The organism is Pelomonas parva (genome assembly GCF_043555835.1).
GTDB classification, from domain to species: domain Bacteria; phylum Pseudomonadota; class Gammaproteobacteria; order Burkholderiales; family Burkholderiaceae_C; genus Pelomonas; species Pelomonas parva.
In genome coordinates, this window is the sequence record NZ_JBIGHV010000010.1 from 35,389 (window position 1) to 60,394 (window position 25,006).

The window sequence follows — 25,006 nt, forward strand, 5'->3', positions numbered from 1 at the left end:
CCACGTCCTTCCATAAAGCTCGTGTCCGGAGGAGACAACCGGCGGAGCACTTTCAAACTTGAAAGGTAGAACATGAGAACCTTGATACCAGCCCTGCTGCTCGCCTTCGGGGCGAGCGCAGGTAGCCTCGCGCAGGCGCAAAGCTGCGGCAGCGGCGGCGGCGCCACCGTCTGCCTCACGGCCACCGGCACGGCCAGCAACGTCCAGCTTGGCTGGACCGTCAGCGGCAGCGTCACGGCGCTGGAGGTCTACCGCGACACCGATGCCAACCCCGCCGGCCGCACCCGCATTGCCGTTCCAGGTAGCAGCGCCAGGAGTTACACCGACGCCTCGGGCAGCACCGGCACGCGCTACTGGTACTGGGTGAAGTTCACGACCAACGCCGGCAGCTACAACTCCGGCTCGGCCAACGCCACGCTCGGCACCGCCTGCACGCCGACGGCCATCACGCCCCACATCAACGCCAACGGCGCGTGGGCGCAGACGTCATCGGCCACCATCAAGACCGGCGCCTCGGCCACCCTCGGCCCGCAGCCGTCGTCCGGCGGCACTTGGAGCTGGAGCGGCTGCGGCACCGCCGGTGCATCGCGCGAGCAGACCGTCCAGCCGCCTGCAGCCTGCATGGCCACCGCCACCTTCACCAACAGCTGCGGCGCCAAGACCCAGCAGGCGTTCTCCATCAAGGTGGGCACCTGGACGAGCACGAAGTTCGGCGGCGGCGGCTATGTCACCGGCCTGGTCTTCCACCCGACCACGCCCAACCTGCTTTACGCACGCACCGACATCGGTGGCGCCTACCGCTGGAACCAGCCCACATCGACCTGGCTGCCCATCACCGACGGCGTGGGCTTCGGTGGCGGAGAGGCCCGTTTCCACGGCATCGAGAGCATCGCCGTCGATCCGACCGACGACCAGCGCGTCTACATGGGCGCCGGCATGTACACGCCCGAAGGCAACGGCCGCCTGTACATCTCCGGCAACCGCGGTGACCAGTGGACCCACGTCGCCCTGCCCTTCCCGCTGGGCGGCAACAACCCCGGCCGGGCCATCGGTGAACGCCTGATGGTAGACCCCAACAAGCCGTCGACGCTGTTCTACGGCTCGCGCACGGCCGGCCTGTGGAAGAGCACCGACTCGGGCCTCACCTGGGCGCAGGTGACGTCACTGTCCAGCGCCAAGCTGACCCAGGACCAGGTCAACGCCTTGGGCGGCACCAGCGCGATGGGCGTCGAGACGGTCGTCTTCGACACCGGCACCAAGGGCAGCGGCACGGCCACGCAGACGATCTACGTCCCGATCGCGCCGGACTATGTGCAGACAGCGGGCCTGGGTTCGAATCTGTACAAGTCGACCAATGGCGGTACGTCGTGGACCGCGATCTCCACCCCCATCTCCGGCTACCACATCCCGCACATGGTGCGCGCCGCCGATGGCATGTTCTATGTCGTGTTCACCAAGGGGACCGGCCCGGGCGCAGAAGGTCCCGCGCGGCTGTACAAGTTCGACGGCACCAACTGGACCTTGCTCCACAGCAACGACTCAGCCGGCTACGGCGGTGTGTCGGTCTCCGGCACCGGCGCGACCACGCGCATTGCGCTGGGTGTCACCAACACCTGGGGCAACTACAGCGGCCAGCAGATCATCCAGCTGTCCGACAACGGCGGCCAAACCTGGCGCGAGATCGCGGCCACCATGCCGCATACGCCGGCCGACGCGCCCTTCTGGGGCTGGCCCGACGACATCGAGATCAATCCTGCCAACCGGGATCACATGCTGTACGGCCATGGCGGCGGGGTCTGGGAAACCCGCAACGCGTCCTCGGCCACGCCGAGCTGGATCGAGTTGAATGACGGCATCGAGGAGACGGCCGTGCTGGGCCTGGCCACGCCGCCGGCCGGTGCCACGTATACCGTGATCAACAGTTCGGGCGACGTCGGCGCCTGGGTGCACACCAACCTCTCGACCAAGCCGACGCTGACGCCGGCCACCGAATGGAGCAACAGCTTTGCCGCCGACATGGCGTGGTCGGACCCGCAGTACATGGCCACCATCGGCGTGCACCTGGGCAACAACTCCGGCTTCGGCATGTGGTCCGGCGACGGCGGCAAGACCTGGGCGAAGTTCGCCAGCTACCCGACGGGCGTCGCCGCCAACACGGGTGGTGAAGCGAGCATCGCCATCACCGGGCGCAACAGGGCGATCTGGGCGCCTGGCAACTCGGTGCCGTCCTACACCCTGGACAACGGCGCCACCTGGGTGCCGACCAACCTGCCGGCAATCAACAGCGTCTTCCCCCGCGCTTACCACCTGGTCGCGGATCGCAAGAACCCGAACAAGGTCTATGCCTACGATTCCGGTGGCCACTGGTGGGGCACGCCGGGCAAGGTCTATGTGTCGACGGACGGTGGCCGCACGTTCACGCTGAGCCAGGGATCGGTGAACGCAGGGCTGGCGCCGAACTACTTCGGCAACACCTCGCTGGCGGTCAACCCCAACGTCGAGGGCGAGCTGTGGCTGGCCGACGGCCATGCGGTGTATCGCTCGACCGATTCGGGTGCGACCTGGACCAAGCTCAGCCACTTCGCGTCGATCTTCACCGGCAACCCCTGGGCCCACGTGAACGGCGCCTCGGCTGTGGCGCTGGGCAAGGCCAAGGCCGGCAGCGGCTACTCGGCGGCGGTCTATGTCGTGGGCGTGATCAACGGCGTGTGGGGCGTGCATCGCTCCGACGATGCCGGCGCCACCTGGACGCGCTTCAACGACGACGCCAACCAGTTCGGCGGCATCGGCGTGATGGCGGCCGACCAAGCCATCTACGGTCGGATCTACATCAGCGGTACCGGCCGAGGAATGCTCTACAGCAACTGAAGCAAAGGTCGGCAGGCTGGCGTCCAGATCATGGCGCCAGGCCTGCCGACACATAACGCTCGTGACCGGAGGAGACAACCGGCCGAGCACCTTCACTGAAAGGTAAACCATGAAAACCTTGATACCCGCCCTGCTGCTTGCCTTCGGCGCGAGCGCAGCCCCATTGGCACAGGCGCAGAACTGCGGCAGCGGCGGCGGCACCACCGTCTGCCTGACCGCCAACGGCACGACCAACAACGTCCAGCTCAACTGGACCGTCAGCGGCAACGTCTCGCGCCTGGAGGTCTACCGCGATACGGACAGCAACCCCGCCGGCCGCAGCCGCATCGCGGTGCCGGCCAGCAGCGCCAGGAGCTTCGCCGACGCCACGGCCGCCGACGGCACGCCCTACTGGTACTGGGTCAAGTTCACGACCAGCGCCGGCAGCTACAACTCCGGTGCGGCCACCGCCAAGCGCAGCAGCAGTTGCCCCGCCACGGCGGTGACGCCCTACATCAGCGCCAACGGCTCCTGGACCCAGACTTCATCGGCCACGATCAGCGCCGGCAACTCGGCCATCCTCGGCCCGCAGCCCATCACCGGTGGCTCGTGGAGTTGGAGCGGCTGCGGCACCTCGGGCTCGGCACGCGAGCAGATGATCACGCCCGTCGCCAGCTGCTCGGCCACCGCCACCTACACCAACAGCTGCGGCGCCAAGACCTTGCAGCCGTTCGCGATCACCGTGGCAGGCTCCATGCGTGACCTGACGAGCGTCCAGCTGTCGCAGCAGATGTCGCCGGCCTGGAACGTGGGCAACTCGCTGGACGCCTCGCCCAACGAGACCAACTGGGGCAACCCGCGGATCAACCAGCAACTGATCAACGCGGTGAAGGCGGCCGGCTTCAAGACCATCCGCCTGCCCGTCAGCTGGAACCAGTACGCCGACGCCGACGGCAACATCAGCCCGACCTTCATGGCGCGTGTCACCGAGGTCGTCGGCTATGCCCGCAACGCCGGTCTCTACGTCGTGCTGAACACGCACCACGAAGGCAGCTGGCTGATCCCGACCTACGCCTACCAGGCGAGTGCCAACGCACGCCTGGCCAAGCTGTGGACGCAGATCGCCAACAACTTCAGGAACCACGACGACTACCTGCTGTTCGCCGGTACCAACGAGGTGATGGTAGCGGGCGACTACGGCCCGCCGACGGCCGAGTACCAGGCCGTCCAGAACGGCTTCAACCAGGTCTTCGTCGACACGGTGCGGGCCACGGGCGGCAACAACGCCAAGCGCCACCTCGTCGTGCAGGGCTTCAACACCAACATCGACTCGACCTTGAACGGCTTCATCAAGCCTGCCGACTCCGCGACGAACCGGATGTTCCTGGAAGTGCACTTCTACGACCCGTTCAACTTCGCGCTCAATGACAAGAGCACGATCTGGCAATGGGGTGCCATCGCGACCAACCCGGCCGTGACGGAGACCTGGGCCAACGAGGCCTACGTCGACGCGCAGTTCCAGAGGCTGAAGACCCGCTACGTCGACGCCGGCATGCCGGTGCTGATGGGTGAGTACGGCGCGATCCTGAAGTCCGAGTACGACCCGGCAGGTGTCTACCGCACCTACTGGACCAAGTACGTGACCAAGTCCATGTTCCAGCGCGGCATCGTCCCGGTGTGGTGGGACAACGGCTACGACGCCAACCACCAGTTCGGCCTGTTCAACCGCACCACCGGTGCGCAGTACTACCCGGACCTGATCAAGGCCATCGTCGACAGCGCGAAGTAGAGCGCGGGTGGGGCCCGCCCCACCGATGCGTGCGGGATGCCTCGGCGTCCCGCGCCATCTCTTTTTTCGGGCTCTGCGTCTTCAATGAGCAGCAGCCCTCTTCCTGACAAAAAGCCATGCCCCAGCAACTCTCCCGCCGTTCCCTGCTTCAGGCCACGGCCGCCACGATGGGCGCCGCCGGCCTGCCTGCCGCGCAGGCCGCGCCCTCGCCCTTCAAGCCAGCCTGGGATTCCATCGTCGGCGGCTACCGCACGCCCGACTGGTTCCGCGATGCCAAGTTCGGCATCTGGTCGCACTGGAGCGCGCAATGCGTGCCCGAGATGGGCGACTGGTATGCCCGCGAGATGTACATCCAGGGCAACTGGCAGCACGACCACCACATCAAGACCTACGGTCACCCGACCCAGGTCGGCTTCATGGAGATGAACAACCGCTGGAAGGCGGAGAACTGGAACCCCGAAGCGCTGATGGACCTGTACGCGAAGGCCGGCGCGAAGTACTTCGTCTCGCTCGCCAACCACCACGACAACTTCGACGCCTACGACTCCAAATATCACGCCTGGAACTCGGTGCGCGTGGGCCCCAAGAAGGACATCGTCGGCACCTGGGCCAAGCTGGCTCGCGCCAAGGGGCTGCGTTTCGGCGTCAGCAACCACTCGGCGCATGCCTGGCACTGGCTGGCACCTGCCTATGGGTACGACCCCGAAGGCCCGCTGGCCGGCCAGCGCTACGACGCCTTCAAGCTGACCAAGGCCGACGGCAAGGGCAAATGGTGGGAAGGCCTGGACCCGCAGGACCTCTACACAGGCCGCAACATGGTCATGCCCGACGGCATCAGCACCGTGCGCACCGCCAAGGAATGGCATGAACGCAACGACCGCGTCTGGGACGAGAAGGCCCCGCCGCACAACCCGGCGTTCACGCGCCAATGGTTCCTGCGCTGCCGTGACCTGATCGACAGCTACCGGCCCGACCTCGTCTATTTCGACAACTCCGGCCTGCCACTCGGTCAGGCCGGCCTGGACATCGCGGCGCACTACTACAACGCCAGCATGGCCTGGCACGGCGGCAAGATGGAGGCCGTCATCAACGCCAAGGAGATCCCGCACGAGTGGCGTGGCGGCGTGGTGGAGGACGTCGAGCGCGGCCAGCGTGCCGACATCGAGCCGCTGCCCTGGCAGACCTGCACCTGCATCGGTGAATGGCACTACAAACGGAGCTACTTCGACGGTCACAGCTACAAGTCGGCGGCCAGCGTCATCCACCGCCTGGTGGACATCGTCTCCAAGAACGGCAACCTGCTGCTGTCCATCCCGCAGCGTGGCGACGGCAGCATCGACGCCGACGAGCGCAAGATCCTGGAAGGAATCGGCGAATGGATGGGCCGCAACGGCGAGGCCATCCATGGCACCCGGCCGTGGCGCACCTTCGGCGAAGGGCCAACGCGGATCGGCGGGGGCATGTTCAGCGAGAACCAGGTCAAGGACTTCACCGCCCAGGACATCCGTTTCACGGCCAAGGCGGGTGCGCTCTACGCCATCGGGCTGGCCTGGCCGACGAACGGCGTCATGCGCATCGCCGCGCTGGCGCAGGACTCGGCGCTGGCGCCCGGCGCGATCGAGCGCGTCGAAGCCGTGGGCTCCACCGACAGCCTGCCCTTCAAGCGCACGCCGCATGGGCTGGAAGTGCGGCTGCCCGAAGGCCTGGCCGGCACCCCCGCGATCGGGCTGAAGGTCCGCGGCCCGGGCCTGGCATGAGCAGCCGCCTTTTCGCTGAAAGCACGCCATGACACCGAAACTCTCCCGCCGCTCGCTGCTGCAGGCGACGGCCGCCACGATGGGCGCCGCCGGCCTGCCGGTTGCGCAAGCCGCGCCCTCTCCCTTCAAGCCCACGTGGGATTCCCTCATCGGCGGCTACCGCACGCCCGACTGGTTCCGCGACGCCAAGTTCGGCATCTGGGCGCACTGGAGCGCGCAGTGCGTGCCCGAGGCGGGCGACTGGTATGCCCGCCACATGTACATCCAGGGCAGCGGGCAATACGACCACCATGTCAAGAACTACGGTCACCCGACCAAGGTCGGCTTTATGGAGATGAACAACCGCTGGAAGGCGGAGAACTGGGACCCCGAAGCGCTGATGGACTTGTACGCCAAGGCCGGCGCGAAGTACTTCGTCTCGCTCGCCAACCACCATGACAACTTCGACGCCTACGACTCGAAATATCACCCGTGGAACTCGGTGCGCGTCGGCCCGAAGAGGGACATCGTCGGCACCTGGGCAAAGGCCGCCCGTGCCAGGGGGCTGCGCTTCGGTGTCAGCAACCACTCGTCGCACGCCTGGCACTGGATGCAGCCGGCCTATGCCTACGACGCGGAAGGCCCGCGGGCCGGCCAACGCTACGACGCCTTCAACCTGACCAAGGCCGACGGCAAGGGCAAGTGGTGGGAAGGCCTGGACCCGCAGGACCTCTACACCGGCCGCAACATGGTGAGGCCCGACGGCATCACCACCGCAGCCGCCGCCGCCGAATGGCATGAGCGCAACGACCGCATCTGGAACGAGAACCCCCCCGCGCAAAACCCGGCGTTCACGCGCCAATGGTTCCTGCGCTGCCGTGACCTGATCGACAGCTACCGGCCCGATCTCGTCTACTTCGACAACTTCGGCCTGCCACTGGGTCAGACCGGCCTGGACATCGCCGCGCACTTCTACAACGCCAGCATGGCCTGGCACGGCGGCAAGCTGGAGGCCGTTCTCAACGCCAAGGAACTCCCGCATGAAAGGCGTGCGGGCCTCGTCGAGGACGTCGAACGCGGCCAGCGCGCCGGCATCGAGCCCCTGCCCTGGCAGACCGACACCTGCATCGGCGACTGGCACTACAACCGCCACTTCCTCGAAGGCCATCACTACAAGTCGGCGGCCAGCGTCGTCCACCGCCTCGTCGACATCGTCTCCAAGAACGGCAACCTGCTGCTGTCCATCCCGCTGCGCGGCGACGGCACGATCGACGCCGACGAGCGCAAGGTGCTGGACGGGCTCGCCGCATGGATGGGCCGCAACGGCGAGGCCATCCATGGCACCCGCCCGTGGCGCAGCTTCGGCGAGGGGCCGACGCAGATCGGTAGCGGCATGTTCAGCGAGAACCAAGTCAAGGGCTTCACCGACCAGGACATCCGCTTCACCACCAAGGCCGGCGCGCTGTACGCCATCGGGCTGGCCTGGCCCAAGAACGGTGTCATGCGCATCGCCGCGCTGGCGCAGGACTCGGCGCTGGCGCCGAGCATGATCGAACGCGTCGAAGCCGTGGGTTCCACCGACAGCCTGCCGTTCAAGCGCACCCCGCAGGGGCTGGAGGTCAAGCTGCCCGAAGGCCTGGCCGGCACGCCGGCCGTGGCGTTGAAGGTTCGCGGAAACGGCCTGGCGTAAGCACGCATGGATAGCAAACGCACCCTCTCCCGACGCGAGGCGTTGCGGGCCGCCCTCGCCGCTGCCGCCACCCCACTGGGCGCTGCGGCAGCAACGGCCGCGATGGCTACCTCCACCGTTGCGAACGCCGCCGCCGGCAACGCGGCGCCTGGGAGCGCCGCGGCCCGCCGCGCGCAGGCATCGTTAGCCCCGGAATGGGTGCTGACGACGCCCCAGGGCACGCTGCGGATCAGCGCGCTCTGCGACCGGGCGTTGCGCGTGCGCTTCCTGCCGCCGCAGACCCCGATGCAGGCGCCGCCGCCCAGCCTCGCGCTGCTGCCCGGGCGTGCCAAGCCCCTCATGAAGCAGACGTCGCGTGCCGACGCGACCCGCCTGGAGCTGCCGGCCATCCGCTGCGAGGTGAACCACGAGACCGGCGCGCTGCGCTTCTTCGACCGCAACGGCGCCTTGCTGCTCAGTGAAGCGCCTGGCACCCGGCGGCTGACGCCGTCGCGGCTGGGTGACGAGCCCGTGTTCATCGCCGAGCAGGCGTTCGAGTCCCCCGTCGGCGAGCGGCTCTACGGCACCGGCTGCTTCCAGGACGGGGCCATGGACCTGCGCGGCTTCCCGCGCCGCCTGACGCAGGTGAACTCGCAGATCAGTCTGCCGTTCATGCTGTCCAGCCGCGGCTATGGCTTGCTCTGGCACAACAACGGCATGGTCGAGCTGAACATGCCCGAGCAGCGGGTGGCGCTGACCCGTGCCAACGTCGAAAGCAAGTCCGAAGTCGTGGATGTGACGACGACCACGGGCAATGCGCAGGTCGTGCGCAACCTGAAGCGCTTTGAAGGCACGTTCGAGACGAGAACGGCCGGCCGTTTCGCGTTCCTCCTCGACGTCGGCCGCGCCATGGGTTCGCGCCACTCCGTGGAGATCGACGGCAAGTCCTGTGTCGAGATGGTGAACCACTGGCTGCCGCCGACGGTCGGCTTTGTCGTGGAGCTGCCGGCGGGCGAGCATCACGTACGCGTCCACGCCGACGACGGCGACTCCCCCTCCCTGCGCTTTGGCGCCGTGCACGCCAGCACGACGTGGCGCTCCCCGGTGGCCGATGCCATCGACTACGTCGTCATCGCCGGCCCCAGCGCGGACGAGGTCTTCGAGGGCTATCGCGAGATCTCCGGCGCCGCGCCCATGATGCCGCGCTGGGCCTATGGCTACATCCACTGCCGCGAACGCTTCCGTTCGTCGCAGGAGATCGTCGACACGCTGCGCGAATTCCGCCGCCGCAAGCTGCCCGTCGACGTGATGGTGCAGGACTGGCAGTACTGGGGCCGCCACGGCTGGAACGCCATGCGCTTCGACGAGGCCCACTACCCCGACCCGGCAGCGCTGGTGCGCGAGGTGCACGGCTTGAACGGGCGGCTCATGCTGTCGGTGTGGGCCAAGATCGCGCGCGACACCGAGCTGGGCCGCACCACCGCAGCCGGCGGTCACTACATCGACCAGACCGACTGGATCGACTTCTTCGACCCCAAGGCCGCCGCCTTCTACTGGAACAACCAGCGCGAACGCCTGCTCAAGCTCGGCATCGATGCCTGGTGGCAGGACGCGACGGAGCCCGAGAACGACGACCTGGTGGGCCGGCGCACGGCCGCAGGCCGCGGTGAGCGCGTGCGCCTGGCCTACCCGTGGTACGTGACGCGTACCGTTTACGAAGGCCAGCGCCAGGCGGCGCCTGACCGGCGCGTGATGATCATGACGCGCTCGGCCTTCCCCGGGCAGCAACGCCATGCGGCAGCCACCTGGTCGGGCGACATCGGCAACGACTGGGACACGCTCAAGCGGCAGATCCCCGCAGGCCTGAACATGGCCGCCGCCGGCTATGCCTACTGGACGGTCGACGCCGGCGGCTTCTTCCGCCCGGGCGACGGTCAGTACACCGATAAGGCCTACCACGAGCGCCTGATCCGCTGGTTCCAGTACGCCACCTTCCTGCCGCTGCAGCGCGTGCATGGCTACATGACCAACACCGAGTTCTGGCGCTACGGCGACACGGTGGAGACGGTGGCGCGCCAGTATCTCGAGCTGCGCTATCAGCTGCTGCCCTATCTCTACAGCCTGGCCCACGAGGTCCATGCGAAAGGCGCACCGATCATGCGCCCGCTGGTGTTCGACTTCCCGCAGGACCAGCAGGCCCTGGACCAAGCGCACAGCTATATGTTCGGCCGCGCGCTGCATGTGGCGCCGGTGACGGCGCCGGACGTTGCAAGCTGGCCCGTTTACCTGCCGCAGTCCGCCGGCGGCTGGGTCGATTTCTGGACGGGTGAACGGCGCGCCGGTGGCCGCACGCATGACGTGGCGTCGCCGTTGGAGCGCATGCCCGTGCACCTGCGCTCGGGCAGCATCCTGCCGCTCGGGCCGGTGCTGCAGTCCACCGCCGAGGCCACCGGTGAGGTGCTCGACCTCTACGTCGTGCCCGGCGCCGACGGCGCCTTCGACCTCTACGAGGACGGCGGCCTGGACTATGCCTACGAGAAGGGTGGCTTCAGCGCGATCCGCATGACCTGGGACGACAAGCGCGGCGTGCTGCGGCTGGCGGCGCGCAGCGGGCGCTTCGCCGGCATGCGCACGACCAAGCGCCTGCGCATCCACCGCCTCGGCGACGGCGGGTCGGCGCTGCAGTCCACACCGTTGCGCGAGCTGGTCTACACCGGCCGCGCCGTCGAAATACGCCTGGGCTGAACGCTCTCCAAGACCAACCCGGCTCACGCATCCATGAAGACCACCACTCACCTCGCCATCGCCGCGCTCGCCTTGGCCGCCTCGGGCGCCCAGGCGGCCGACGCCGTCATCGCATCTCCCGACGGCCGCGTCGAACTGCGCATCGCCGACAACGGCAGCCAGTTCAGCATCAGCCGCCGCGGCGAAGCCGTCATCGCGCCCTCCCCGCTGGGGCTGGAGCTGGATGGCCAGCCCCTCGGCGCATTGACGCTGGAATCGCGCCAGGACGTCGCAGAAGACCGCGTCATTCCCCTCGTCGCCACGAAGGCGGCCACGGCGCGCGACCACTACCGCGGCGCGACCCTCACCTTCCGCGAGGCGGGCGCAGGCCGCCGCCTCTTCATCGATGCCCGCGCCTACGACGACGGCGTCGCCTTCCGCTACCGCCTGGAAGACACCGGCCCGGTGAAACTGCGCGGCGAACGCACGGCCTTCGTGCCGGCCGGCGACCCGTCGTGCCTGGTCACGCCCTCGGATGGCTCGCACGAGCAGTCGTTCGAGCGCCTGCGCGTCTCGCAGCTGAAGCCAGGCGTCGCCTACGACGTGCCGGTGGTCTGCGCCACGCCGTCCGGCCGCACCCACTACGCCATCACGCAGGCCCACCTAAAGGGCTACACCGGCGCCTCGCTGCGGCAGGAGGGCAACGCGCTGCGCCTGCACCTGTCCGGCGTGCCGGGGCGCGCCGGCCCGGCCTTCGTCTCGACGGCTGGCCTGACGACCGCCTGGCGCGCCGTCATGCTGGCCGACCAGGCCGGCAAGCTCATCGAGTCGCACCTCGTCGGCAACCTCAACCCGGCGCCCCAGGGTGACTTCAGCTGGGTCAAGCCCGGCAAGGCGGCGTGGGACTGGTGGTCCGGCCCGCTGGTGGGCATGAAGGCCGACATGGGCGCCTACAAGCGCTTCATCGACTTCGCCGCCGAGTCCGGCTTCCCCTACTACCTGATCGACGTCAACTGGGCCTGGGGCCCGAGCGGCTGCTGCGACGCCCACCCCGAGACCGACATCACCCGCCCGGCGAAGGGCATCGACATGGCCGAACTTGCGCGCTACGCCGAGGCCAAGGGCGTGGGCCTGCTGCTGTGGGCACACTGGGTGCATGTGGACGCGCGCATGGACGAGGTGCTGGACACCTACGTGCGCTGGGGCATCAAGGGCGTCAAGGTCGACTTCATGAACCGTGACGACCAGCAGGTGGTGGACTTCTACGAGCGCATCGCCGCGGCCACCGCCAAACGCAAGCTGCTGCTGGACCTGCACGGCGCCTACGTGCCCGCCGGCCTGCAACGCACCTACCCCAACTACATCACGCAGGAGGGCGTGCTGGGCGCCGAGTGGAACAAGATGGACCGACGCATCACCCCGCAGCACAACCTGACCCTGCCGTACACACGCATGCTGGTGGGGCCGATCGACTACACGCCCGGGGGCTTCCGCAATGCGACGCCGCAGGGCTTCGAGGTCCGCGAACTGATGCCGCAGACGCAGACGACCCGCGGCCAGGCGCTGGCCATGTATGTCGTCTACGACAGCCCGCTGCAGATGGTCTCCGACGACCCCTCGAGCTACAGGGGCGAGCCGGGGTTCGACTTCATCAAGCGCGTGCCCACGGCCTGGGACGAGACCCGCTTCATCTCCGGCGAGCCGGGGCAGGACATCGTGCTGGCGCGCCGCCAGGGCAAGACCTGGTACCTCGGCGCGATGACCGGCGACCAGGCCCGCACGCAAAAGGTTTCACTCGGCTTCCTGCCACCCGGCACCTGGCGCGCCACGATCTGGCAGGACGGCGAGGTCGTGCGCGAACTGCGCCGCACGCAGCGCAAGGTGACCCGCGAGGACGTGCTGAGCCTGTCCCTGGCCACAGCGGGCGGCGCTGCCGTCGTGCTGGAGCCGCTGCCTCTCCCGTGATCGGCGCCCCCCTTTCAACCAACCCAACCCCGTTATCCGTCATGAAAAAGTACAGCAAACAACGCACCGCTCTCTCCGTCCTCACCGCAACCCTCGTGGCTGGTGTTGCGAGCACGGCCACGACACCGGCCATCGCCTTTGAATGGAAATCCAGCGAGCCCCTGGTCAGGCCGCCGGCCGACCCCAAGGGCATCTTTGGCGTCAAGGACCCGACCATCGTCTACCACGACGGCCGCTATCACGTCTTCATGACCACGGCCGCGAAGAGCGGCTGGGGCATGGCCTACACGAGCTTTGCGACCTGGGAGGAAGCCCCCAAGGCGCCTCAGTTCATGCTCGACAAGTCGCCCATCGGGCCTGGCTACCGCGCTGCACCCCAGGTCTACTACTTTGCGCCGCAAAAGCTCTGGTACCTGATCTACCAGGGTGGCGACCCGCTGTACTCCACCACCAGCAACATCGCCGACCCGATGTCGTGGACCGCGCCGAAGCCCTTCTACTCGGCCGTGCCGGCAAGCGTCAAAAAAGCCAATGGCGATGCAGCTTGGCTCGATTTTTGGAACATCTGCGACGACAAGAAGTGCTATCTCTTCTTCACCGGCGACAACGGCCGCTTCTACCGCGGCGAGACGACGCTGGCGCAGTTCCCTCAGGGCTTCTCCGAACCCGTCGTCGTCATGGATGCGAAGCGTGACGACGTGTTCGAGGCGAGCAACACCTACAAGATCACCGGCACCAACCAGTACCTGACGCTGATCGAGGCGATCGGACCCAAGGGCAGGTATTTCCGCGCCTGGACAGCGGATCGCCTGGATGGCGCCTGGCACCCCGTTCCCGGCGCGCCGATGAACCTGTTCGCTGGCACCGACAACGTCAAGTTCAACGGCCGCATCTGGTCCGAGGGCGTGTCCCATGGCGAGCTGATCCGCGACGGCATCGACCAGACGCTAAGCATCGACCCCTGCAAGCCGCTGCAGTTCCTCTACCAAGGCCTGGACATGGAAAAGGGCAAGAACTACGACTACATCGAGCTGCCCTACCGCCTGGGCGTGATCACCGCCACCGGCCCCAACGCCATCAGCGCGCTGTGCAAGAAGTGATCGTCCGCCCTGCCGCAAGGCTCGACACCCCATGACCGCCAAGATCCCTTTCCTCCTGCGGGCCGTCGTGCTCACCTGCGTCGCTTGCCTCGCGGCTCCCGCCGTGCAGGCCGCACCGGAGGCACAGACGGCCCTTGCCCACAACCCGCTGATCTGGGCCGACGTGCCGGACATCGCGGTCATCCGCGTCGGCAAGACCTACTACATGAGCAGCACGACGATGCACATGAGCCCGGGCCTGCCGATCATGACCTCGACGGACCTGGTGAACTGGCGCATGGCGTCCTACGCCCATCAGAACCTGGCCGACAACGACGCCATGCGGCTGGAGAACGGCAAGAACGCCTACGGTGCCGGCTCCTGGGCCAGCAGCCTGCGTCACCACAACGGCGTGTTCTACGCGTCGACATTCGCCTACACCAGCGGACGGACCCACATCTACAGCACGCGCGATCCGGAGCGGGGCCCGTGGAAGGAGACAAGCTTCGAGCCCGCGCTGCATGACCACAGCCTGTTCTTCGACGACGACGGTCGCGTCTACATGGTCTACGGCGGCGGTCGCATCACGCTCGTCGAGCTGAAGCCGGACCTCTCCGGCATCAAGCCCGGCGGTGTGAACAAGGTGCTGATCGAGAACGTCAACACCGTCTTCGGCACCGACCTGGGCGGGCTCAATGGCGAAGGTTCGCAGCTTCTCAAGGTCGACGGCCGCTACTACCTCTTCAACATCGCCTCGCCCGGCAGCCGCTGGGCGCGCACCGTCATCGTCAGCCGCGCCGACAGCATCGACGGCCCCTACGAGAGTCGCATCGCGCTCGACGACCGCGGCATCGCCCAGGGCGGCCTCATCGACACGCCGGACGGCAAGTGGTACGCCTATCTGTTCAAGGACAACGGTGCCGTCGGCCGCATCCCCTACCTCGTGCCCGTGACCTGGAAGGATGGCTGGCCCGTGCTCGGCACCGACGGCAAGGCGCCGATGACGCTCGACATCCCCTCCGGCCGTCAGGGGGTGTCCGGCGTCTCGGGCATCGTCGCCTCCGACGAATTCGACCGTCGGCCAGGCGAGCCCGACCTGCCCCTGGCCTGGCAATGGAATCACAACCCCGTGCCGCGCGACTGGTCGCTCACGCAACGCCCGGGCTACCTGAGCCTGTCCACCAGCCGCGTCGTCGCCGCGCTGCCCGAGGCCACCAACACCCTCACCCAGCGCACCTTCGGCCCGAACAGTTCCGCCACCACCCGCATCGACGTGAGCGGCATGAAGGATGGCGACTGGGCCGGCCTGAGCGCCTTCCAGAAGAACTACGGTTTTGTCGGCGTCAGGATGAGTGGTGGGGTCAGGTCTCTCGTCATGGTGAGCGCCGACGCCGACAAGCCCGAAGAGATCGCCTCCGTTGCGCTGACTGGCAAGACCGTTCACCTCAAGGTCGACATGGAGTTCCAGCCCGCCCCTGAAGTCGCCCGCTTCTCCTACAGCCCGGATGGCAAGACCTGGACGCCCATCGGTCGTTCGTCGCGCCTTGCTTACACCGCGCCGCACTTCATGGGCTATCGCTTCGGACTCTTCTTCTACTCGACCAAGACCGCCGGCGGGCGGGTGGACTTCGACTACTACCGGGTCGAGCCCGCCGGCGGCTCCCGCTGATCTTCGTGCGCGAGTGGGTTGCCGCAGTCGAGGCACGGAGCGCCAGTTGCCCCGCAAGGGGCAAGGATTCCCTCATGAACAAGTGCAGTAAACGGTCCTTCGTCCTTTCCATCCTTGCCGCGAGCATCACCGCCGGTTGCGGCGGTGGCGGCGGTGGCGGCGACACGCCACCGCCCCCATCGTCCGGCGGCGGGACGCCTCCGCCTCCGCCACCACCGCCCGCGGCCGGCAGTGGTGGGACGACATCCCCTGCCGCGAAGTGGACGAGCGTGACATGGGGCGGTGGCGGCTACGTCACCGGCCTGGTCTTCCACCCGACCACCCCCAACCTGCTGTATGCACGCACCGACATCGGTGGCGCCTACCGATGGCACGAGGCCACGTCGTCCTGGCTGCCCATCACCGATGGTGTCGGCTTCGGTGGCGGCGAGGCCCGTTTCCACGGCATCGAAAGCATCGCCGTCGATCCGAACAACGACCAGCTCGTCTACATGGCCGCCGGCATGTACACGTCCGAGGGCAACGGCCGCCTGTACATCTCCAGCAACCGCGGTGACCAGTGGACCCACGTCGCCCTGCCCTTCCCGCTGGGCGGCAACAACCCCGGCCGGGCCATCGGTGAGCGCCTGATGGTGGACCCCAACAAGCCGTCGACGCTGTTCTACGCCACGCGCACGGCCGGCCTGTGGAAGAGCGCCGACTCCGGCCTCACCTGGGCCCAGGTCACGTCGCTGTCCAGCGCCAAGCTGACCCAGGACCAGGTCAATGCCCTGGGCATCAACAGCGCGATGGGCGTCGAGACGGTTGTCTTCGACACCGGCACCAAGGGCAGCAGTACGGCCACGCAGACGATCTACGCGCCCATCGCGCCGGACTACGTCATCACAGCGGGCCTGGCCTCGAACCTGTACAAGTCGACCGATGGCGGCGCCTCGTGGACGGCAGTTGCGACGCCGGTCTCCGGCCATCACATCCCGCACATGGTGCGCGCCGCAGACGGCGTCTTCTATGTGGCCTTCACCAAGGACACCGGCCCGGGCGCCGGCGGCCCCGCCCGTCTATACAAGTTCGACGGCAGCCACTGGACCCTGCTGAAGGACCCGAACAGCGGTGGCACAGGGTCGGGCCTCGGCCTCGGCGGCCTGTCCGTCTCCGGCACCGGCGCAACCACGCGCATCGCACTGGGCGTCACCAACTCCTGGGGCAACTACAGCGGCCAGCAGGCCATCCAGTGGTCCGTCGATGGCGGCAAGACCTGGCGCGAGATCGCGGCCACCATGCCGCGCACGCCGGCCGACGGCGCCTTCTGGGGCTGGCCCGACGATGTCGAGATCGATCCGCTCAACCCCGACCGCGTGCTGCATGTGCATGGCGGCGGCGTCTGGGAAACCCGCAACGCGTCCGCTGCCTCGCCGAGCTGGAACGAGGTGGTCGACGGCCTGGAGGAGACCGCGGTGCTGGGCCTGGCCACGCCGCCGGCCGGCGCCACGTACACGGTGATCAACAGTTCGGGCGACGTGGGCACCTGGGTGCACACCAACCTGGCGACCAAGCCGACCCTGACGCCGCGCACCGAATGGAGCAACGGCTTCGCCGCCGACATGGCGTGGGCCGACCCGCAGTACATGGCCACCATCGGTGTCGTGCTGGGCAACAGCACCAGCTTCGGAATGTGGTCCGGCGACGGCGGCAAGACCTGGGCGAAGTTCGCCAGCTACCCGACGGGCGTCGCGGAGAACCGGAGTGGAGAAGCGAGCATCGCCATCACCGCGCGCAACAAGGCGGTCTGGGCGCCTGGCAACTCGGTGCCCTCGTACACCTCGGACAACGGTGCCACGTGGGTGCCGACCAACCTGCCGGCGGTCAACACGGTCTTCCCGCGCGCCTACCGCCTGGTCGCGGATCGCCAGAACCCGAACAAGGTCTATGCCTACGATTCCGGCGGCCACTGGTGGGGCACGCCAGGCAAGGTCTATGTGTCGACGGACGGTGGCCGCACGTTCACGCTGAGCCCCGGTTCGGTGGCCGCAGAGCTGGCGCCCAACCATTTCTCGAACACCTCGCTGGCGGTCAACCCCAATGTCGAGGGCGAGCTCTGGCTGGCCGACGGCAATGCCGTGTACCGCTCGACCGATTCCGGCGCGACCTGGACCAAGCTCAGCCACTTCGCGTCGATCTTCACCGGCAACCCATGGGCCCATGTGCAGGGCGCCTCGGCGGTGGCCCTGGGCAAGCCCAACCCGGGCGCCGCCCACTCGGCGGCGGTCTATGTGGTGGGCGTGGTGGGTGGCGTCTGGGGCGTCTACCGCTCCGACGACGCCGGCGCCACCTGGCAGCGCTTCAACGACGACGCGCACCAGTTCGGCGGCATCGGCGTGATGGCGGCCGACCAGAACATCCCTGGCCGCATCTACGTCAGCGGCACCGGTCGCGGCCTGCTGTACAGCAACTGAATCACTGATGAACAAGACCACCTCGACGGGCCTCCTGCCCGATGAACCCGCCCGCCGCAGCTTCGTGCGCACCGTGGCCGGCGCCGGGCTGGCCGCCGTGGCTGGCGGGTCGGCGGCTGCCGCCGCTGCCCCTTCCGCAACCACCCCCGCCGCCAGCGCCCCCGAGCCCGGCCTGCCCTTCCACGCCTGGGCGCCCACGCCGCCGATGGGCTGGAACAGCTGGGACGCCTTCGGTGCCAGCATCACCGAAGCGGAGTACCTGGACAACGCGCGCATCCTCGCCGAGCGCTTGCTGCCCTTTGGCTACGACACCGCCACCGTCGACATCCAGTGGTACGAGGCCGGCGCGAACCCCTGGGGCTACCGCGCCTTCGCGCCGCTGGTGCTGGACGGCAACGGCCGCCCGCAGCCGGCGCCCAACCGCTTCCCCAGCGCCGCCGGCGGCCGCGGTTTCGCGCCGCTGGCCGCGCAGGTGCACGCCATGGGCCTGCGCTTCGGCGTGCACATCATGCGCGGCATTCCGCGCCAGGCGGTCGGGCAGGAGCTGCCCATCGCGGGCAGCAAGTACCGCTGCAACGAGGTGGCCAACCCGGGCTCGACCTGTGCCTGGAACACCGACATGTGCGGCGTGAACCCCGACCACCCGGGCGCCTTCGACTGGTACCGCGCCTGGTTCGCCCAGCTGGCTGCCTGGGGCGTGGACTTCGTCAAGGTGGACGACATCGCCTCGCCGATCTACCACGCCAAGGAAGTGGCGATGATCCGCCGCGCCATCGACGCCACCGGCCGCCCCATGGTGCTGAGCCTGTCGCCGGGCCCGTCGTATCTGGAGCAGTCGGCCCACCTGCAGGCCCACGCCAACCAATGGCGGGTCTGCAACGACTTCTGGGACACCTGGCCCCAGCTGCGCGACAACCTGGTGAACCTCGTCAAGTGGGCGCCCCATGCCCGCCCCGGTGCCTGGCCCGACGCCGACATGCTGCCGGTCGGCAAGATCGGCCTGCGCAACTACGACGGCGAACCGGCCCAGCGCGGCGAGCGCGACACCCGCTTCACGCGCGACGAACAGCTGCTGATGATGACAGCCTGGACCTGCGCGCGCAGCCCGCTGATCCTGGGCAACGACCTGCGCCGCCTCGACGACTGGACGCTGCGCCTGATCACCAACCCCGAGGTGCTGGCGCTGCTGCGCGTGCCAGGGGCGCGCGAGTGGCACTCGGTGGCCCAGGGCCATCGCTTCGTCTGCAACGGCCCGCAAGGCACCTGGGCGGCGTGGCTGAACACCGGCGACGAGCCCTGGCAGGTGCCACTGCCCGCGTGGTTGCCCGACGCCCGCCGCGACTGCTGGGTACGCGCGGACCTCCCGGCCGGCACACGCCGGCTCACCATCCCCCCGCATGGGGCCCGCCTCGTGCGCTGCGGCGTAGCTGCCGCGGACACCACGAAGAAGGCCCGCTGACGGGTGTCAGTCACCGCCCTCATTTCCACATCGCTCATGAACAAGACAACATCGACGGGCACTCTGCCCGATGAACCCGCCCGCCGCAGCTTCGTGCGCACCGTCGCTGGCGCCGGACTGGCTGCCGTGGCCGGCGGCTCGGCGGCAGCCGCCACCGCCCCTTCAGTCAACACCGCCGCTGCCAGCGCCCCCGAGCCCGGCCTGCCCTTTCACGCCTGGGCCGCCACGCCGCCGATGGGCTGGAACAGCTGGGACGCCTTCGGTGCCAGCGTCACCGAGGCCGAGTACCTGGACAACGCGCGCATCCTGGCCGATCGCTTCCTGCCCTTTGGCTACGACACCGCCACCGTCGACATCCAGTGGTACGAGGCGGGCGCCACGTCGGGGTGGTACCGCGACTTCGCGCCGCTGGTGCTGGACGGCAACGGCCGGCCGCAGCCTGCGCCCAACCGCTTCCCCAGCGCTGCCGGCGGCCGCGGCTTTGCGCCGCTGGCCGCGAAGGTGCACGCCATGGGCTTGCGCTTTGGTGTGCACCTCATGCGCGGCATCCCGCGCCAGGCGGTCGGGCTGGAGCTGCCCATCGCAGGCAGTAAGTACCGCTGCAACGAAGTCGCCAACACGCACTCCACCTGCGCCTGGAACACCGACATGTGCGGCGTCAAGCCCGAGCACCCTGGCGCCTTCGACTGGTACCGCGCCTGGTTCGCGCAGTTGGCCGAATGGGGCGTGGACTTCGTCAAGGTCGACGACATCGCCGCGCCCAACTACCACGCCAAGGAAGTCGAGCTGATCCGCCGCGCCATCGACGCCACCGGCCGGCCGATGGTGCTGAGCCTGTCGCCCGGGCCTTCGCATCTGGATCAGTCGGCCCACCTGCAGGCCCATGCCAACCAATGGCGGGTCTGCAACGACTTCTGGGACACCTGGCCCCAGCTGCGCGACAACCTGGTGAACCTCGTCAAGTGGGCGCCCCACGCCCGCGCTGGCGCCTGGCCGGATGCCGACATGCTGCCGGTGGGCAAGATCGGCCTGCGCAACCACGACGGCGAACCGCCGAAGCATGGCGAGCGCGATACCCGCTTCACGCGCGACGAGCAGTTGCTGATGCTCACCGCCTGGACCTGCGCACGCAGCCCGCTGATCCTGGGCAACGACCTGCGCCGCCTCGACGACTGGACGCTGCGCCTGGTCACCAACCCCGAGGTGCTGGCGCTGCTGCGCGTGCCCGGGGCACGTGAGTGGCACTCGGTGGCCCAGGGCCATCGCTTCGTCTGCAACGGCCCGCAAGGCACCTGGGCGGCATGGCTGAACACCGGCGACGCGCCGTGGCAGCTGCCGCTGCCCGCCTGGCTGCCGGACGCCCGTCGCGACTGCTGGGCACGTGCCGACTTGCCTGCAGGCACCCGCGTGCTGACGGTGCCGCCGCATGGCGCGCGCTTGGTGCGTTGCGCCTGACGGGTATCGCTGAGGCGGTCATGCTGTGCGTGATCGCAACCACCCGCACCGGAAACCCTCTTTCTTCAATACCAACACCTCTCTCGCGGCAGTTCCGACACCCCGATCATGAAGCTGAAAAAGACCTTGCTTGCCTGCACGCTGGCCCTGGCCGCGCTCAACCCCGCGTTTGCCCAGAGCGCCGAAGGCCTTCCTGACTGGCCCGGGGCCGGTCAGCTGTTCGCGGGTGTGAACTACCAGCCCGTGGACCGCACGCTGGAGCAGGTCAAGCGCGACGTTGCGCTGATGAAGCAATCTGCCTTCAAGGTCGTCCGCATGGGTGACCTGGCCTGGGACTACTTCGAACCCGAGGAAGGCAAGTTCGACTTCAAGCATTTCGACGCCGTGATGGCCGAGGTGCACGCCGCCGGCATCAAGGTCATCCTCGACATCCCGGGGCAGCCGGCGCCGATGTGGCTGCACCACAAGTACCCGGGGGTGGACATCGTCAACCAGGCCGGCACACGCCTGGCGCCGGCCGAGCGCTACATGGACAACACCGCCGACCCGGACTACCGGCGCCTGGCCACCCGCATGGCCGACACGCTCGTCAAGCGCTATGCCAAGCACCCCGCCGTGCTCGCCGTCGGCTATGACAACGAGGTCGGCAACGGCTTCATGTCCTACTCGGAGGCCGACCGCAAGCGCTTCGTCGAATGGCTGAAGAAGCGCTACGGCAGCATCGAGACGCTGAACAAGGCCTGGGCCACGCAGCGTTGGTCGCGCCGCATCGGCAAGTGGGACGAGGTGCGCCTGCCTTTGGCCGACGGCCCCGGGCCCGCCGAGCGCTACCTGGACCTGCGGCGCTTCTGGTCCGACATGACCCTCGCCACGCTGGCCGACCGGGAGGCGGTGCGACGCAGGCACACGCCGGACAAGCCGGTACTGTCCAACTACTGGGACTGGTCCGGCCGCAAGGGCTTCGACTACCTGGGCAGCTACCGCGATCACACCACCTTCGGCGCGATGGGCTTCTATGCCGGCGACGCCATCAACGGCGGCTGGAAGGCGGCGCTGATCAAGGGCGGCATGACGGTGCCCACCTGGTTCAACGAGTTCACGGCCGGCGGCGGCGGCTCCTACGGCAGCAAAGGCTGGTCGCGCATGTGGGCGCACTTCGTCCTGCTGATGGGTGGCCAGGCCGCGCTCGCCTGGACCTTCAACAGCCACCTCGGCGGCGAGGAGCAAGCGCTGTGGGGCCTGATCGACCATGACGACCGACCCTCATGGCGGCTGGCCGAATGGGCCCGCATTGCCGGTGACTACGCCAAGCTGGAGAAGCTCGGCTTCCCGCGCAAGGTCGAGCCCAAGGTGGCCATCGCCTATTCCTTCGACAACGTGCATGCCACCAGCCCCAACGGCCCGAGCAACACGGTGCGCCAGTACATCAAGGCGCCCTACATCAAGCAGGCGCACGGCGCCTTCGAGCCGCTGCTGAAGGACAACATCGACGTGGCCGTCATCAAGCTCACGTACGAGGACCTCAGCCGCTATCGGCTGATCATCCTGCCGGGTATGTATCTGCTGGACAAGGCCGCCACCGAGGCGGTGCGCAAGTTCGTCGCCGAAGGCGGCACGGTCGTCATGACGGCGCAGTCGGCCAAGGTGGACGACAACAACCAATGGCACGCCACACCCAAACCCGCCGGCCTGACCGACGTCTTCGGCCTGCGCACCAACGAGTTCTACGACTGGGTTGGCACGGTCAAGCTGGGCGACGAGGAGATCAAGGGCACGGTCAACCACTTCGAGGTGCTCGAGCCCTCCACCGCCCAGGTGCTGGCGCGCTTCAGCAACTTCGACGGCCAGCCCCCGGCGATCACGGTCAACAGCTTCGGCAAGGGCCGGGCCGTCTACGTCGCCACCACGGCGCAGGCGCCGATCATGAAGCCGCTGCTGCGCCAGCTCTGCACCGAGCTGGGCATAGCGCCCGGCCCCAAGACGCCGGACGGCGTGTACGCCCGCGCCGTCGACGGCCGCGTGCTCTACGTCAACACCAACTGGACGCCGGTGGACGTGCCGATCAGCGGCGCGATGCAGGGCGTGCTGGGCGGCCAGCGTTGGGACAAAACGCTGAAGCTGGAGGCGCTTGGCGTGGAAATGCTGGAACCCCGGAATTGAAGATGGCCCCCTAGGGACGAGAACGAACCCGATGAAGAAGAAAACCTTCCTGCCTCTGCTGCTGGTCCTGGTCGCTGCCACCGCGCACGCCGACGTGCGCCTGGCCGAAGTGTTCAGCGACCACATGGTGCTGCAGCGCGACCAGCCGCTGAACGTGTGGGGCCAGGCCACGCCCGGCCAGACGCTGAGCATCGACCTCGGCGGCCGCAGCGGCACGGCCCGCGCAGGCACCGACGGCCGCTGGCGTGTGCAGCTGGCGCCGCTGCCGGCCGGCGGCCCGCACCGTCTGGTCGTCAAGGGCGACCAGACGGTGACGCTGAACGACGTGCTGATCGGCGATGTCTGGCTGCTCGGCGGCCAATCCAACATGGAATGGCCGCTGGCGCAGACCGACACCGGCCCGCAGGAAATGGCCTCGCCGCAGAACGCGCAGCTGCGCCACCTGCGCGTGCCGCACCGCGCCAGCTTGAAGGCGGAGGCTGAGATCGCGCCGGCGCGCTGGGTCGTCGCCGAGCCCGGCCGCGTGGCCGAGTTCAGCGCCGTCGGCTACCACTTCGCCAAGCAACTGCAGGTCGTGCAGGGCGTGCCCATCGGCCTCATCAACACCGCCTGGGGCGGCTCCATGCTGGAGACCTGGATGAGCCGCGAAGCCGCGCTGCGCGACCCCGACCTCGCCCCCTTCGTCCAGAACCTGCCGGCTGACAACGCCGCCTTCGGCGCCACGCTGGCGCAGCGCACGCTGCCGCGCATCGCCGCCTGGCAGCCGGGCCTGCCGCTGCAGGGCGTGGACGCCGCAGGCTGGTCGGCCGCCAGCGACATCGACGGCAACTGGCCCACGATGAAGGCGCCAGGCAACTGGGAAGGCCAGGGCCTGCCCGGCGTGGACGGCGTGGTCTGGATGCGCAAGCGCGTCGAGCTGAACGGGGCCCAGGCAGCCGGCGCTGCGCAGCTCCACCTGGCCAAGGTGGATGACTGCGACGAGGCCTGGGTCAATGGCCAAAGGGTGGGCGGCCAGTGCGGCTGGGATCAGCCGCGCCGCTACACCGTACCCGCCGGCGTGCTGCGCGCTGGCGCCAACTGGATTGCCGTGCGCGTGACCGACAACGGCGGCGGCGGCGGCATCCATGGCGAAGCCGCCGAGCTGCTGCTGGACACCGCGGCAGGCGCGGTCTCGCTCGCCGGCGCCTGGCGGGCGCGCGTCGAGAAGGTCGCTGCGGCGGCCGGCCCGGCCATCAACGACGCGCCGACGCTGGGCCACAACGGCCTCATCGCGCCACTGCAAGGCCTGTCGGTGCGCGGCGTGCTCTGGTACCAGGGCGAGGAGAACGGCGGGCGCGCGGCCGCCTATGCCGACGGCTTCAAGCGTCTGATCCAGGACTGGCGCGCGCAGTTCGCCGACACGAAGCTGCCCTTCTTCTTCGTGCAGCTGGCGTCCTGGTTCCCGCTGGCCGACAACCGACCCGACGGCAACAGCTGGGCCGAACTGCGCGCCAGCCAGGCCGCTGCACTGGCACTGCCCCACACCGGCATGGCCACGGCCATCGACGTGGGCGACGCGGTCGACATCCACCCGCGCAACAAACGCACCGTCGGCCAGCGCCTAGCCGGCCTTGCGATGCACGAGCTGGGCCTGCGTGCCGCGCCGGCCACGGGCCCGCGCCTGACCGGCCATCAGGCCAAGGGCAGCGAATTCGAGCTGCGTTTCGACACCACCGTGGGCGGCCTGCGCACGGCCCGGACCGGCGAGCCGTTGCGCGGCTTCTACGTCGCCGGTACCGACCGCCGCTGGATGCCTGCCGAAGCGCGCATCGACGGCGACCGCATCGTGCTGCGCAGTGCCGCCGTGGCCGCGCCCGTGGCGGCGCGCTATGCCTGGGTCAACAACGCCAGCGAAGCCAACGTCGTCGGCGGCGACGGCCTGCCGCTGCCGCCGCTGCGCACCGACGACTGGCCGCTTGAATCGGCCGCGCGGCGCTACGGGCGCTGACAACGAGTCTGACC

At 68.6% G+C, this 25,006-nt stretch carries 13 protein-coding genes; all 13 read left to right on the forward strand.

What is annotated here, in order from left to right; genetic code table 11:
• Positions 1-72 precede the first annotated feature (72 nt).
• Positions 73-2,868: a dockerin gene (locus tag ACG00Y_RS23405; RefSeq protein WP_394483107.1), complete on the forward strand. Its 2,796-nt coding sequence runs from the start codon at positions 73-75 to the stop codon at positions 2,866-2,868.
• A 109-nt stretch (positions 2,869-2,977) separates the two neighbouring features.
• Complete coding sequence (locus ACG00Y_RS23410) at positions 2,978-4,636, forward strand: cellulase family glycosylhydrolase (protein ID WP_394483109.1); 1,659 nt, start codon at positions 2,978-2,980, stop codon at positions 4,634-4,636.
• 116 nt (positions 4,637-4,752) lie between these two features.
• Positions 4,753-6,393 (forward strand): alpha-L-fucosidase, encoded by a 1,641-nt coding sequence (locus ACG00Y_RS23415; RefSeq protein ID WP_394483111.1) that lies wholly within the window; start codon positions 4,753-4,755, stop codon positions 6,391-6,393.
• A 28-nt stretch (positions 6,394-6,421) separates the two neighbouring features.
• The gene (locus tag ACG00Y_RS23420) at positions 6,422-8,062 is read left to right on the forward strand and encodes an alpha-L-fucosidase (protein ID WP_394483113.1); all 1,641 of its coding nucleotides are present in this window, start codon (positions 6,422-6,424) and stop codon (positions 8,060-8,062) included.
• Between the two features lie 102 nt (positions 8,063-8,164).
• A complete protein-coding gene (locus ACG00Y_RS23425) occupies positions 8,165-10,786 on the forward strand; it encodes a glycoside hydrolase family 31 protein (RefSeq protein ID WP_394483115.1) in 2,622 nt (873 codons plus the stop codon).
• A gap of 33 nt (positions 10,787-10,819) precedes the next feature.
• Positions 10,820-12,730, forward strand: a complete 1,911-nt coding sequence (locus tag ACG00Y_RS23430; RefSeq protein WP_394483116.1) for a glycoside hydrolase family 97 protein — start codon at positions 10,820-10,822, stop codon at positions 12,728-12,730.
• Positions 12,731-12,771: 41 nt separating this feature from the next.
• A complete protein-coding gene (locus ACG00Y_RS23435) occupies positions 12,772-13,830 on the forward strand; it encodes a glycoside hydrolase family 62 protein (RefSeq protein WP_394483118.1) in 1,059 nt (352 codons plus the stop codon).
• Between the two features lie 31 nt (positions 13,831-13,861).
• The gene (locus ACG00Y_RS23440; RefSeq protein WP_394483120.1) at positions 13,862-15,478 is read left to right on the forward strand and encodes a glycoside hydrolase family 43 protein; all 1,617 of its coding nucleotides are present in this window, start codon (positions 13,862-13,864) and stop codon (positions 15,476-15,478) included.
• A 269-nt stretch (positions 15,479-15,747) separates the two neighbouring features.
• Positions 15,748-17,931, forward strand: coding sequence for a dockerin (locus ACG00Y_RS23445; protein ID WP_394483121.1), 2,184 nt, complete (start codon positions 15,748-15,750; stop codon positions 17,929-17,931).
• 7 nt (positions 17,932-17,938) lie between these two features.
• Positions 17,939-19,390 carry a glycoside hydrolase family 27 protein gene (locus ACG00Y_RS23450; RefSeq protein WP_394483123.1) on the forward strand — a complete coding sequence of 484 codons (1,452 nt, stop codon included), beginning with the start codon at positions 17,939-17,941 and terminating at the stop codon, positions 19,388-19,390.
• A gap of 36 nt (positions 19,391-19,426) precedes the next feature.
• Positions 19,427-20,845: a hypothetical protein gene (locus tag ACG00Y_RS23455; protein WP_394483125.1), complete on the forward strand. Its 1,419-nt coding sequence runs from the start codon at positions 19,427-19,429 to the stop codon at positions 20,843-20,845.
• 108 nt (positions 20,846-20,953) lie between these two features.
• Positions 20,954-23,005: a beta-galactosidase gene (locus ACG00Y_RS23460; RefSeq protein ID WP_394483127.1), complete on the forward strand. Its 2,052-nt coding sequence runs from the start codon at positions 20,954-20,956 to the stop codon at positions 23,003-23,005.
• A gap of 31 nt (positions 23,006-23,036) precedes the next feature.
• A complete protein-coding gene (locus ACG00Y_RS23465; RefSeq protein WP_394483129.1) occupies positions 23,037-24,992 on the forward strand; it encodes a sialate O-acetylesterase in 1,956 nt (651 codons plus the stop codon).
• Positions 24,993-25,006 lie beyond the last annotated feature (14 nt).

Excerpts from the sequence above, each read along its gene's own strand:
- ACG00Y_RS23405 (WP_394483107.1), top strand. The coding sequence starts at position 73 with ATGAGAACCTTGATACCAGCCCTGCTGCTCGCCTTCGGGGCGAGCGCA.
- ACG00Y_RS23410 (WP_394483109.1), top strand. The coding sequence starts at position 2,978 with ATGAAAACCTTGATACCCGCCCTGCTGCTTGCCTTCGGCGCGAGCGCA.
- ACG00Y_RS23415 (WP_394483111.1), top strand. The coding sequence starts at position 4,753 with ATGCCCCAGCAACTCTCCCGCCGTTCCCTGCTTCAGGCCACGGCCGCC.
- ACG00Y_RS23420 (WP_394483113.1), top strand. The coding sequence starts at position 6,422 with ATGACACCGAAACTCTCCCGCCGCTCGCTGCTGCAGGCGACGGCCGCC.
- ACG00Y_RS23425 (WP_394483115.1), top strand. The coding sequence starts at position 8,165 with ATGGCTACCTCCACCGTTGCGAACGCCGCCGCCGGCAACGCGGCGCCT.
- ACG00Y_RS23430 (WP_394483116.1), top strand. The coding sequence starts at position 10,820 with ATGAAGACCACCACTCACCTCGCCATCGCCGCGCTCGCCTTGGCCGCC.
- ACG00Y_RS23435 (WP_394483118.1), top strand. The coding sequence starts at position 12,772 with ATGAAAAAGTACAGCAAACAACGCACCGCTCTCTCCGTCCTCACCGCA.
- ACG00Y_RS23440 (WP_394483120.1), top strand. The coding sequence starts at position 13,862 with ATGACCGCCAAGATCCCTTTCCTCCTGCGGGCCGTCGTGCTCACCTGC.
- ACG00Y_RS23450 (WP_394483123.1), top strand. The coding sequence starts at position 17,939 with ATGAACAAGACCACCTCGACGGGCCTCCTGCCCGATGAACCCGCCCGC.
- ACG00Y_RS23455 (WP_394483125.1), top strand. The coding sequence starts at position 19,427 with ATGAACAAGACAACATCGACGGGCACTCTGCCCGATGAACCCGCCCGC.
- ACG00Y_RS23460 (WP_394483127.1), top strand. The coding sequence starts at position 20,954 with ATGAAGCTGAAAAAGACCTTGCTTGCCTGCACGCTGGCCCTGGCCGCG.
- ACG00Y_RS23465 (WP_394483129.1), top strand. The coding sequence starts at position 23,037 with ATGAAGAAGAAAACCTTCCTGCCTCTGCTGCTGGTCCTGGTCGCTGCC.